Source organism: Klebsiella sp. WP8-S18-ESBL-06, from assembly GCF_014169755.1.
GTDB lineage: Bacteria > Pseudomonadota > Gammaproteobacteria > Enterobacterales > Enterobacteriaceae > Kluyvera > Kluyvera ascorbata_B.
In genome coordinates, this window is record NZ_AP022256.1 from 4,407,059 (window position 1) to 4,418,240 (window position 11,182).

An 11,182-nucleotide genomic window follows, 5' to 3' on the forward strand; every position below is an offset into this window, starting at 1 on the left:
TTCCCAACGCTTCGCCTCCGCCCGGGGGCGAAGTATCAAAAAGGCTCCGGAATCAGACCAGTAACATCCCGAAGGCGTACAAATCCCGGAGCACTGTATGATACACGTATCGTCGCCTATTACTGCCCATAGTAGGCGTCAGGGCCGTGTTTGCGCATGAAGTGTTTATTCATCAGATAAGCATCGATAGGCTGTAAGCCGGGGTTAATCCCGCGCGCGATCCACGCCATTCTCGCCACTTCTTCCATCACCACCGCATTGTGTACCGCGTCGTGTGCATCTTTACCCCAGGCAAACGGGCCGTGTTGGTATACCACCACGCCCGGCGTATGCATGGGCTCGCCGTCACCCAATGTTTCGATGATCACCTTGCCGGTATTGCCTTCATAATCGCCCTGCACTTCAGCTTCACTCAGCCCGCGGGTGCAAGGAATATCGCCAAAGAAATAATCAGCGTGGGTGGTCCCGAGTGCCGGGATTGCCAGACCGGCCTGGGCCCAGGCCGTAGCGTGAGTCGAGTGAGTATGCACAATACCGCCAAGCGATGGGAAGCGACGATACAGCGCCAGATGCGTTGCGGTATCAGAGGAAGGCCGGAACGCCCCTTCCACAACGATGCCCTCAAGGTCGACCACGACCATGTCATCCACGCACATCGTCTCATACGCCACGCCGCTGGGCTTAATCACGACAAGACCACGCTGACGATCGATAGCGCTGACGTTGCCCCAGGTGAAGGTCACCAGCCCATAGCGCGGCAAATCCATATTTGCCTCAAAGACCTGCTGTTTCAACGTTTGCATCATGCCGCCTCCACCAGCCCAGCGCGGGCCATCCGCACTTTGACCCAGTCGCGCGCTTTCGCTACTTCGGCAATCGGATCGGCCGCCGTTTCGCTCCACATCTCAATCAGATACGGCCCGCAATAGCCGCTCTCCCGCAGCGTACTGAAACAACGTTCAAAATCGACAACCCCTTCGCCAAACGGCACGTTCTTGAAGACGCCGGGTTTCGTGTCCTTCACGTGCACGGCCACAATGTGCCCTATACCGGCCTGCAGCTCCATCTGCACATCGTTATCCCAGGCCGACAGGTTGCCGATATCCGGGTAGAGTTGAAACCACGGGTTATTAAGATAATGCGCATAGCCCAGCGCCTTGCTGATGGAGTTCATCAATGGATAATCCATGATCTCCATCGCCAGCGTCACCTGCGCGCGGCTCGCCATTTCAACGCTCTCTTTCAGCCCGTCGCGGAAGCGGCGGCGCGTCTCGTCGTTCGCCTGCTGGTAGTACACGTCATAGCCCGCCAGTTGGATAACGCGAATGCCAATATCCTGAGCAAACTGGATGGCTTTACGCATGATCTCCAGCCCCTGGCGGCGAACATCGTCGTCTTCACTGCCGAGTGGGAAACGGCGGTGCGCGCTAAGACACATCGACGGCACCCGTACGCCGGTTTCCGCTATGGCGGCGATCAGCGCTAAACGCTGCTCGCGGCTCCAGTCGAGACGGGCCAGCCGCGCGTCGGTTTCATCCACCGACATTTCCACGAAATCAAAGCCAAGCGTATTCGCCAGCAGCAGTCTTTCCCGCCAGCACTCCCCTCCGGGGAGCGCTTTTTCATAGATGCCGAGCGGCGTCTGTTTCGTCAGCATAACCGCTCCTTAGCCCCAAAGCTGGGCGATGGAGCGTTTAAACTGGCGCGCGGCCTCCACCGGTGAGGCGGCATCGCGGATGCTGCGCCCGGCGATAAAGACGTGGATAGGAATGCCTTTAAACAGCGGTAAATCTTCCAGCGCCAGTCCACCGGTGACGGTGACTTTAAAGCCCATATCCGCCAGGCGTTTGATGGCGCTGATATCCGCCTCACTCCACGCTACGCCAGCCGCCTGCGCATCACGGCTGCGGTGATACACCACCTGCCCGATACCCGCCGCGCGCCACTCTGCCGCCTGCTCCCAGGTCCAGAAGCCGGTCAGCTCAATCTGCACGTCACCGTTGAATTCCTTCGCCACATCCAGCGCGCCTTTCGCGGTGTTGATATCCGCACAGCAGATCACCGTTATCCAATCGGCATTCGCTTCAAAGCACATCCGAGAGAGAATTTTGCCCGCGTCGGCAATTTTGGCGTCCGCCAGCACGATTTTGTTTGGGTACAGCGCCTTGAGGTCGCGAACCGCACGCACCCCTTCCGCCACGCACAGGATGGTGCCGACTTCAATAATATCCACTTCATCGGCAATCAAACGCGTTGTTTCATAAGCTGAAGCCATTGATTGGTTATCCAGCGCAACCTGCAACATCGGTAATGACATTTCACTCTTCCTTTTAAACGGCCGCCGCGTTGGCGTTATCAATTAAATCGAGCACTTCCTGCGCGGTGCGGCAGGCGCGTAAGCGGTCAAAATTGGCTTCGTCATCAAACAGATTGACGATCTGCATGATGCCCACTTCCTGGTGCGTATTGGCGTCGACCGCCGCCATGGTGATCAGGATATCGACCGGATCGTTATCTTCGTGGTTAAACACCAGCGGCGTTTTTAGCGTGACCAGCGCAAAACCGGTTTTCTTCACCCCCTCTTCCGGGCGGCCGTGCGGCATTGCCAGGCCCGGCGCAATCACAAAGTAGGGGCCATGCTGGGCCACGCCATCAAGAATGGCCTGGTAATAGCGCGGCTCAACAACATCGGCCTTAACCAGAAGGTCAACGCCCAGCTTGACCGCTTCCTGCCAGGTTGCCGCGTCGGCCTGTAAAAGAATGGCGTCGTTATCCGCCAACGAATCGCGTAATTTCATGGCGCGTCCTTACTTCACGTCCTGCGGAAAATGTTCTTTGATCACGTCTAACAGCTTCGGACCAAAGTCAGCAGGCGACAGCATGTTGCGCACGCCAACCACGTATTTATTGCCCGACACGGTAATTTCACCGGCAATATGGGTAGAGGCGATAATGATATCGGCCCCGGCCAGCTCGCTTTTGTACTCCCCTACCGCGCAGCTGTTAACCGTATGGTCAATGTTGGACTGCGTCAGGAACTGATCTACTTTCATCTTCATAATCATGGAACTGCCTTGCCCGTTACCACATACGGCCAGAATACGTACGGTCATAGTCAAAACTCCTTATTAAGCAGAGGCGTCTGCCAGTTGTTTTTCAGCATCTTCCTCAACGCGCAGCGCGCGTCCGGCGAAGACCATATAAGCCAGTGCAATCACAATAATGACGGCCATAAACACGATGCCGACGGAGGCGAAGCCTTGCATCATCGGCGGCGCCAGAATTGACCAGTCAGCCATGCCCATCCAGGCGCTCATGCCGGTCAGCTTCACCGCCCAGACGCAGCCGAAGATTTCAATCATCCCCATCACCAGGCAAATCTTGAGCGCAGCGCGCCAGCCGCCAAAGTGGTTGGCAAACACGCCGATGGTGGCGTTGGAGAAGAACATCGGGATAAAACCGGGAATAATCAGAATAGAGGAGCCGCAGCCCACCAGAATTGCCACGGCAATCAGCTGGCCGATAGTGCCCCACATAAAGCCCCACACCACCGCGTTCGGCGCGAAGCTATAGATAGCCGCACAGTCGATAGCCAGCACCGCACCGGGGATCAGGCGCTGGGAAATACCGTTAAACGCTTCGGACAGTTCCGCCACAAACATGCGCACGCCCTGAGTGATGATGAAGATCGCCACCGCGAACGAGAAACCGGTTTGCAGGATATAGACCGTCCAGTGGGTTTTCCCCGCCATGGCCTGAACCACATCAATGCCGAAGGAGAGCAGGATCGCGCCAAAAAAGAGGGTCATCACAATCGCCGTGGAGACGATGTTGTCATGGAAGATATTCAGCCAGCCAGGCAGCTTGAGATCTTCAACGCTTTCCTCTTTCTTGCCCAGATATGGCGCGACTTTATAGGCAAGCCACGAGGCGAACTGCTGCTGGTGACCAATGGAGAAGCCGCAGCCATCCGTCACTTCCTGCGTCGGCTTATACATCATGTTGGACGTAATGCCCCAGTAGAGCGACACCAGCACCGAAGTGCAAATAATGGTGGTCCACATGGAATAACCACAGATATAGAAGAACACCGCAATCAGACCGGCCTGCTGGAACATAATATGGCCGGTAAGCATGATGGTGCGAATGCCGGTGATGCGCCGCAGCAGCACGTAACAGATATTGAGCGCCAGCGCCAACAGCACCGCGTACCCAACCCAGCTATAGGCGTCGCCCATGCGCTCGATAGTCGCCATCATTGAAGCGTAGGTATCAGAAATGGCGCCATTGATCCCGTAAACCTCGGACATTTTCGCCACAACGGGTTTGAACGTACTGGTCAGGATGCCGGACCCCGCCTGTAAGAGCATAAAGCCGATGATCGTTTTGATGGTGCCTTTGATTATCACGCTCACGCTTTTACGCAGCAGGATGTAGCCGATGCAGGTCACGATACCCAGCAGCAGCGGGGCGTTGGTCATCACCTGATTAAAAAAGACGGTAAAGATGTTGTAGAGGATCTCCATAACGCTCTCCAGTAAATGAGGGAGCTGAACCAACAGCCCTGTTCAGCCGGGTGACACACACTCTAATAATCAAAAATAATCACAACAAGATTTAATTTGATTAAGTGTGATGCACGCCGCAATAATAAACCTACTGTTACAATGGAATAGAGATCCATCGAATACCGTTAAAAATAATCAATTCAAATCAATTAAATAGATAAAAAACATAGATTAAAGCCAGTTTCTATAGTGATGCTGGCGGTGGTAAAACGTCTCTTCCGCTGAAAACACCCCATTGCAATCGTGAAAAAACGGTGAGATTATCAATCACAATAAATCACCAAATGATCACAAATGACATATTCAAGAGGAAAACACGATGAGCAAAGTAGAGACCATCTCGCGAGAATCCTGGATCCTGAGCACGTTTCCGGAGTGGGGAAGCTGGCTGAATGAAGAAATTGAGCAAGAACAGGTCGCACCAGGCACCTTTGCCATGTGGTGGCTGGGCTGTACCGGAATCTGGCTGAAATCAGAAGGCAGTGCCAATATCTGCGTCGATTTCTGGTGCGGCACCGGGAAACAAAGTCATGGTAACCCATTGATGAAACAGGGCCACCAGATGCAGCGCATGGCAGGGGTCAAAAAATTACAGCCCAACCTTCGCACCACGCCTTTTGTGCTGGATCCTTTTGCTATTCGCCAGATTGATGCCGTGTTGGCCACGCATGACCATAACGATCATATCGACGTGAACGTTGCCGCCGCCGTCATGCAGAACTGCGCCAGCGACGTGCCGTTTATCGGCCCACAAACCTGCGTTGACCTGTGGATCGGCTGGGGCGTGCCAAAAGAACGCTGCATCGTGGTCAAACCGGGCGACGTGGTGAAAGTGAAAGACATTGAAATTCATGCGCTTGACGCCTTTGACCGCACCGCGCTGATCACGCTGCCGGCAGATCAAAAAGCCGCAGGCGTGCTGCCGGACGGCATGGACGCCCGCGCGGTGAACTATCTGTTTAAAACGCCGGGCGGTACGCTTTATCACAGCGGCGACTCCCACTACTCCAACTACTACGCAAAACACGGCAACGAGCATCAGATTGACGTCGCGCTGGGCTCCTACGGCGAGAACCCGCGAGGCATTACCGATAAAATGACCAGCGCCGATATTCTGCGTATGGGTGAAGCGCTGAACACCAAAGTCGTCATCCCCTTCCACCACGATATCTGGTCAAACTTCCAGGCCGACCCGCAGGAAATTCGGGTGCTATGGGAAATGAAGAAAGATCGCCTGAAGTACGGGTTCAAACCTTTCATCTGGCAGGTTGGCGGCAAATTCACCTGGCCGCTGGATAAAGACAACTTTGAATACCACTACCCGCGCGGCTTTGACGACTGTTTTACCCTTGAACCAGACCTGCCGTTCAAATCGTTCCTGTAATTAGCGCAGTGACTTCCCGGCGTCTCCCGCCACGGTGAGACGCCGTTATCCGCCACCCAGACAATAGTTTTAGTATTTTAGCGACATTTCAAATATCATCTTTACTCATCATTTTTTTTCGGATTAGCTCATGACGGAAGCGCAAAGACATCAGATTCTACTGGAACTTCTGGCACAAGCGGGCTTTGTTACAGTAGAGCAGGTGATTTCCCGTCTGGGGATCTCACCCGCGACGGCACGCAGGGACATCAATAAGCTGGATGAAAGCGGCAAGCTGAAGAAAGTGCGCAACGGCGCCGAAGCCATCAGCCAGCAGGCACCGCGTTGGTCGCCGATGAACATTCACCAGGCGCAGAATCACGACGAGAAGGTACGTATTGCCAAAGCGGCTGCTCAGCTGGTCATGCCGGGCGAAAGCGTGGTGATCAACTGCGGATCGACCGCCTTTCTGGTCGGCCAGGAGATCTGCGGCAAACCGGTACAGATCATTACTAACTATCTGCCGCTGGCGAATTACCTCATCGACAAAGAGCACGACAGCGTCATTATTATGGGCGGGCAATATAATCGCAGCCACGCCATTACGCTCAGCCCGCAGGGCAGCGAGAACAGCCTCTATGCCGGGCACTGGATGTTCACCAGCGGCAAGGGGCTGACGGCAGAAGGGCTTTATAAAACCGATATGCTGACGGCGATGGCAGAGCAGAAAATGTTGAACGTGGTCGGCAAGCTGGCGGTACTGGTTGACAGCAGTAAGGTTGGCGAGCGCGCGGGCATGCTGTTCAGCCGCGCCGAGGAGATCGATCTGCTGATTACCGGTAAGCAGGCTGACGCCCTGATCCTCAAAAAGCTTGAGGATCAGGGCGTTCAGGTGATTCGCGTTTAAAGCCGCTCGCGGAAAAACGCCACTGCGCCGTCCAGCGCCTCGGGGGTAATACGATGCCGCACGCCGGCCTGCCAAAGGCAGGTTAATCGCGCATCCAGCCCGGCCTCACGCAGCGCCTGTTGAAGGCGGAAGGTTTCCCCGGCGGGAACCACATCATCCTCTTCGCCGTGCCACAGCAGCAGCGGACGGTCGGCAAGAGCCGCCAGCTGGTGACCCACCTCCCATTTCGCCAGCAGCGGCTGCAGGCGTGCCTGCTGTGCCTCCGGCGCGGGGAAGAGCGTGGTTGCCAACGACGTAAAATAGCCCGAGCCCATCAGGCTGGCCACGCATTTTAACTCGGGATGCTGCGCCATCAGCCCCAATGCGGTCATACCGCCCATTGACGCCCCGGCGACCGCCAGACGCCCCTCGCTGACCAGTCCGCTGGTCAGCAGCCCATCACGCAGCGGGGAGAACTCGTTAAAATTCTGCAGCAAAATCTGCCAGAAACGCTGCAAACGCCCCGCGCTATCGCCGTTAAAACGCTCGCCGTGCTCGGCCGCGTTGGGCATGACCACCCGAAAACCCGCCTGTGCCAGGGCGACGGCAAAATAGCTATACACCACGTTAGAGGACGTAAAACCGTGATAAAACACGATGGTAGGCAACGCTTTTTCTGCACATCCCTTAGGGTAAGCATGCAGAATTTGTTGCCCGGCCAGGGTGCGCGTTTCCAGTTCAATCATGGGGGCTTCCTTTAACGATGATGAGATATGATACGAAAATTGATGCACTAATATGACGACAATACCCCTGATTGATAACATTGAGAACCCGGTTACGGTTTCGTGATATTTTCATTCGAAAATAGCGCTATGGTTAACAAATCAGGAACATTAACCCAAAAGGGAAATTTTTCCCCACTACACTATGGCTATCAGGAAACGGGAAATGGCGATAAAACGGTTAATCCCACTGTTGCTGGCGCTCTTGCTGAGCGGTTGTAGTTTACTGGAAGGCTCGCCTGAAGCGCCGCCTCCGGTCACCGACCACCCGCAGGAAATTCGCCGCAACCAGACGGAAGGTTTGCAGCGCATGGGCACGGTTAGCGCACTGGTCTACGGCTCGCCGATGGACGTCGAAGAGACGATTAAGGCGAAAGTCGCCGCGCAGAAAGCGGATTACTACGTGATCGTGATGATAGACGATACCGTCGTGCCGGGGCAGTGGTACTCCCAGGCCATCCTCTACCGTAAGTAACCTTGAGCAGTTTTACATTGGTTTGCACCGTTTCACGTTTCCCTGATGCACAATGACGCCGCTATCGAAAAACAGGATATGCGTCTGCTATGGACTGCCCTACTGGGTTATGTGAAATGGAGCTGACGATGAAACAATCACTTACCTTATCTACCCTGCTTTTGCCGGGCGTTTCGCACGCTGCTGCGGCGCAATCAGCAGAATTCGCCAGCGCAGATTGTGTCACCGGGCTCAATGAGATCGGGCTGATTTCGGTGAACAACGTGACCGGAAGCCTGGAAGACGTCGAACAGGTGATCGCCCGCAAAGCGGATGAACAGGGCGCATCCTGGTATCGCATTGTTCAGATGTACGAAGAACCCCAGCCGGATAACTGGCGTGCACAGGCGATTATCTATGCCTGAGACCAGCCTATAGTGGAAGATGCGTTATTGTGTCACGCCTCTTCCACTCCCCCAATGGTTTACCTTCCCCCGCCCGTTGCCCGATGTAATACTTCGCTTATCACCTGTTCATGCAGCAGCACCCCGCCGCGCGGATCGAGCATCATTCGACACCAGGCCTGAGCCATCGGTGGCGACGCATAGCGTAGCATTTGTGCCCCCACGCCCAGCAGATAAAGCTGACCGGTGATTTCCCGGCCCTGCGCTTCACCAGGCCGACGTAGCCGCTGCTGAAGCTGACGCCAGTGGCGGTCGAAATGACGGTCCTGGCCTTTCACGTCTGCACACTCGGCGGCCAGCAGCGCGACGGCATCCGGCTGCTTCATCAGTACGCGCAGCACATCGAGGCACATAATATTACCGGAGCCTTCCCAGATACTGTTCACCGGCATCTCACGGTACAGCCGCGGCAGCTCGCTCTCTTCACAGTAACCTACACCCCCGAGCACCTCCATGGCCTCAGCGACAAACGGAATCCCCGCCTTACAAATGGCGAACTTCGCGGCAGGCGTAAACAGCCGCGCCCACAGCGCCTCCTGCGGCACGTTCGGCTGGCCCCAGGCGCTGGCGAGGCGGAACATAAACGCCGTCTGCCCTTCCAGTTGAAGGGCCATTCGGCCCAGCACCTGACGCATGAGCGGCAGGTCAACCAGATTATGGCCAAACGCCTGACGCTGGAAAGCGTGATATAGCGCCACCGAAAACGCGCGGCGCATCAGACTATGGCTGCCCAACGCACAGTCAAAACGCGTCAGACCGCCCATTTTCAGGATCTGGCGAATACCGTCGCCCTCTTCACCAACCGCCCAGCCCAGCGCCTGCTGAAACTCCGCTTCGCTGCTGGCGTTCGCGCGATTGCCGAGCTTATCTTTTAAACGCTCAAGACGAATGGCGTTGCGCGAGCCATCGGGCAGAAAGCGCGGGACGAAGAAGCAGGTCAGCCCACCGCGAGCCTGTGCCAGCACCAGATGAGCATCGCTTTGCGGTACCGAGAAAAACCACTTATGTCCGGTAAGCTGGTAGTTTCCCTCGGCAAGACGCTCCGCGCGCGTACTGTTGCTCAACACATCGGAACCGCCCTGCTTTTCGGTCATGCCCATGCCAATCAACAGCCCGCGTTTCTGCACGCCTGGCTGCTGATGCGGATCGTAGCGATCGCTCAATAATGCCGTTCGCCATTCGGCAAACGCCGTCGGCAGCGCCTGGAGCAACAGCGGCGTCGCGGCAAAGGTCATCGTAATCGGGCACAGTGACCCGGATTCCACCTGCGCATGGAGCATAAAGCGTGCGGCGCGCGCCACAAATGCGCCGCTGCGTGCCTCCACGTCCCAGGGAAGGTTATGCACGCGGTTCGCACACAGCCCCTGCATCAGCAGATGCCAGGCGGGATGAAAGCGCACATCGTCCAGCCGCTGGCCCTGCGGATCATAGCGTAAGAGTTCAGGGGGATGAGCGTTGGCGAGCCTGCCGAGCTCCAGCGATTCGGCGGTGCCAAGCTGTTGGCCGATGCTCGCCAGCAGCTCGCTGTCCCAACCAGCATCATAGCGGGTCACCGCATCACGTAGCGCAACGTCAGATAAAAACAGGTTACTGTTATTTAAGGGAATAGGTTGATTAAAAACGGTATGTGTTTGCCAGTTCATTGTGTCTCCCTCCGTCAATGGGCAACCTTTTAAGTATGGACGGTCGGGGGAGATGCACAATAAAAAAGCCACCCGAAAGGGTGGCTTAGGTCATACAGAGCGTGGTTTGACGCAGAACCCGGCGGCGCTTCGCTTGGCCGGGCTACAGAATTTGTAGGCCTGATAAGCGTAGCGCCATCAGGCGGTTAGCTGCGCTGACGTACCGCTTCAAACAGGCAGATGCCGGTTGCTACGGAGACGTTCAGCGACGACACGGTGCCCGCCATCGGAATGCTGATCAGCTCATCGCAGTGTTCGCGAGTCAGACGACGCATGCCTTCACCTTCCGCCCCCATCACCAGCGCCATGGAGCCGGTCATTTTACTTTGGTACAGGGTATGCGTGGCTTCACCGGCAGTACCGACAATCCAGACGTTCTCTTCCTGCAGCATACGCATGGTGCGCGCCAGGTTGGTCACGCGGATCAGCGGTACGCTTTCCGCCGCGCCGCAGGCGACTTTTTTCGCCGTAGCGTTAAGTTGGGCAGAGCGATCTTTCGGCACGATAACCGCGTGCACGCCCGCCGCATCGGCGCTACGCAGGCAGGCGCCCAGGTTATGCGGGTCGGTCACGCCATCAAGAATCAGCAAGAACGGGTTGTCGAGCGAAGCAAGCAGATCCGGCAGATCGTTTTCCTGATACTGACGCCCCGGCTTAACGCGCGCAATGATCCCCTGGTGCACGGCACCTTCGCTTTTCTCATCGAGGTACTGACGGTTCGCCAGTTGGATCACCACGCCCTGCGCTTCCAGCGCATGGATCAGCGGCATCAGACGCTTATCGTCGCGGCCTTTCAGAATAAACACTTCCTGAAAACGTTCAGGCGCGCGCTCCAGCAGTGCCTGCACTGCGTGGATGCCGTAAATCATTTCACTCATTGAACATACTCGTTTGTGGCGGTGTGCGCCGGGTTAATTAGGCCGTGAATCGAGGTCACTTGCGCCTATTATAACCGACAAAGCGTTCAAATCGACTTTTGT

General features: G+C 56.1%; 13 protein-coding genes. 4 read left to right on the forward strand and 9 right to left on the reverse strand.

Features of this window, described 5'->3' with window-relative positions:
- Window positions 1-119 precede the first annotated feature (119 nt).
- The 6 genes from H7R76_RS21160 to ulaA are packed head-to-tail and all read right to left on the reverse strand — an operon-like array spanning window position 120 to window position 4,526.
- Window positions 120-803: an L-ribulose-5-phosphate 4-epimerase gene (locus H7R76_RS21160; protein ID WP_182930677.1), complete on the reverse strand. Its 684-nt coding sequence runs from the start codon at window positions 801-803 to the stop codon at window positions 120-122.
- Window positions 803-1,657, reverse strand: a complete 855-nt coding sequence (locus H7R76_RS21165) for an L-ribulose-5-phosphate 3-epimerase (RefSeq protein WP_182966400.1) — start codon at window positions 1,655-1,657, stop codon at window positions 803-805. The genes H7R76_RS21160 and H7R76_RS21165 overlap by 1 nt, the downstream gene beginning before the upstream one ends.
- A gap of 9 nt (window positions 1,658-1,666) precedes the next feature.
- A complete protein-coding gene (locus tag H7R76_RS21170) occupies window positions 1,667-2,317 on the reverse strand; it encodes a 3-keto-L-gulonate-6-phosphate decarboxylase UlaD (protein WP_106927491.1) in 651 nt (216 codons plus the stop codon).
- A 13-nt stretch (window positions 2,318-2,330) separates the two neighbouring features.
- Window positions 2,331-2,798, reverse strand: coding sequence for a PTS ascorbate transporter subunit IIA (ulaC, locus tag H7R76_RS21175; RefSeq protein ID WP_106927489.1), 468 nt, complete (start codon window positions 2,796-2,798; stop codon window positions 2,331-2,333).
- Window positions 2,799-2,807: 9 nt separating this feature from the next.
- Entirely contained in the window at window positions 2,808-3,113 is a 306-nt protein-coding gene (ulaB, locus tag H7R76_RS21180; RefSeq protein ID WP_106927487.1) for a PTS ascorbate transporter subunit IIB, read from the reverse strand.
- A 15-nt stretch (window positions 3,114-3,128) separates the two neighbouring features.
- Window positions 3,129-4,526, reverse strand: a complete 1,398-nt coding sequence (gene ulaA, locus H7R76_RS21185) for a PTS ascorbate transporter subunit IIC (RefSeq protein ID WP_182966402.1) — start codon at window positions 4,524-4,526, stop codon at window positions 3,129-3,131.
- 361 nt (window positions 4,527-4,887) lie between these two features.
- Here ulaA and ulaG point away from each other — a divergent pair, with 361 nt between their 5' ends.
- Together ulaG and ulaR are read left to right on the forward strand one after the other, a co-directional pair.
- Window positions 4,888-5,952 carry an L-ascorbate 6-phosphate lactonase gene (gene ulaG, locus H7R76_RS21190; protein WP_182929592.1) on the forward strand — a complete coding sequence of 355 codons (1,065 nt, stop codon included), beginning with the start codon at window positions 4,888-4,890 and terminating at the stop codon, window positions 5,950-5,952.
- Window positions 5,953-6,082: 130 nt separating this feature from the next.
- Window positions 6,083-6,838, forward strand: a complete 756-nt coding sequence (gene ulaR / locus H7R76_RS21195) for an HTH-type transcriptional regulator UlaR (protein WP_106927481.1) — start codon at window positions 6,083-6,085, stop codon at window positions 6,836-6,838.
- On the opposite strand, the gene yjfP is transcribed toward ulaR, so the two are convergent.
- The gene (gene yjfP, locus H7R76_RS21200; RefSeq protein ID WP_182966404.1) at window positions 6,835-7,563 is read right to left on the reverse strand and encodes an esterase; all 729 of its coding nucleotides are present in this window, start codon (window positions 7,561-7,563) and stop codon (window positions 6,835-6,837) included. The two genes, ulaR and yjfP, sit on opposite strands and share 4 nt — an antisense overlap.
- A 205-nt stretch (window positions 7,564-7,768) precedes the next feature.
- Between yjfP and bsmA the strand changes: the two genes are divergently transcribed.
- Complete coding sequence (gene bsmA / locus H7R76_RS21205; RefSeq protein ID WP_219906269.1) at window positions 7,769-8,077, forward strand: biofilm peroxide resistance protein BsmA; 309 nt, start codon at window positions 7,769-7,771, stop codon at window positions 8,075-8,077.
- A gap of 128 nt (window positions 8,078-8,205) precedes the next feature.
- Complete coding sequence (gene yjfN / locus H7R76_RS21210) at window positions 8,206-8,481, forward strand: DUF1471 family protease activator YjfN (RefSeq protein WP_219906268.1); 276 nt, start codon at window positions 8,206-8,208, stop codon at window positions 8,479-8,481.
- Window positions 8,482-8,540: 59 nt separating this feature from the next.
- Here yjfN and H7R76_RS21215 read toward each other — a convergent pair whose 3' ends face one another.
- Window positions 8,541-10,163, reverse strand: a complete 1,623-nt coding sequence (locus H7R76_RS21215; protein WP_182929595.1) for an isovaleryl-CoA dehydrogenase — start codon at window positions 10,161-10,163, stop codon at window positions 8,541-8,543.
- A 185-nt stretch (window positions 10,164-10,348) separates the two neighbouring features.
- A complete protein-coding gene (gene rlmB / locus H7R76_RS21220; RefSeq protein WP_106927471.1) occupies window positions 10,349-11,080 on the reverse strand; it encodes a 23S rRNA (guanosine(2251)-2'-O)-methyltransferase RlmB in 732 nt (243 codons plus the stop codon).
- Window positions 11,081-11,182: the final 102 nt, after the last annotated feature.

Excerpts from the sequence above, each read along its gene's own strand:
- H7R76_RS21215 (WP_182929595.1), bottom strand. The coding sequence starts at position 10,163 with ATGAACTGGCAAACACATACCGTTTTTAATCAACCTATTCCCTTAAAT.
- ulaC (WP_106927489.1), bottom strand. The coding sequence starts at position 2,798 with ATGAAATTACGCGATTCGTTGGCGGATAACGACGCCATTCTTTTACAG.
- ulaG (WP_182929592.1), top strand. The coding sequence starts at position 4,888 with ATGAGCAAAGTAGAGACCATCTCGCGAGAATCCTGGATCCTGAGCACG.
- yjfP (WP_182966404.1), bottom strand. The coding sequence starts at position 7,563 with ATGATTGAACTGGAAACGCGCACCCTGGCCGGGCAACAAATTCTGCAT.
- H7R76_RS21165 (WP_182966400.1), bottom strand. The coding sequence starts at position 1,657 with ATGCTGACGAAACAGACGCCGCTCGGCATCTATGAAAAAGCGCTCCCC.
- H7R76_RS21170 (WP_106927491.1), bottom strand. The coding sequence starts at position 2,317 with ATGTCATTACCGATGTTGCAGGTTGCGCTGGATAACCAATCAATGGCT.
- H7R76_RS21160 (WP_182930677.1), bottom strand. The coding sequence starts at position 803 with ATGCAAACGTTGAAACAGCAGGTCTTTGAGGCAAATATGGATTTGCCG.
- ulaA (WP_182966402.1), bottom strand. The coding sequence starts at position 4,526 with ATGGAGATCCTCTACAACATCTTTACCGTCTTTTTTAATCAGGTGATG.
- rlmB (WP_106927471.1), bottom strand. The coding sequence starts at position 11,080 with ATGAGTGAAATGATTTACGGCATCCACGCAGTGCAGGCACTGCTGGAG.
- bsmA (WP_219906269.1), top strand. The coding sequence starts at position 7,769 with ATGGCGATAAAACGGTTAATCCCACTGTTGCTGGCGCTCTTGCTGAGC.
- ulaR (WP_106927481.1), top strand. The coding sequence starts at position 6,083 with ATGACGGAAGCGCAAAGACATCAGATTCTACTGGAACTTCTGGCACAA.
- yjfN (WP_219906268.1), top strand. The coding sequence starts at position 8,206 with ATGAAACAATCACTTACCTTATCTACCCTGCTTTTGCCGGGCGTTTCG.
- ulaB (WP_106927487.1), bottom strand. The coding sequence starts at position 3,113 with ATGACCGTACGTATTCTGGCCGTATGTGGTAACGGGCAAGGCAGTTCC.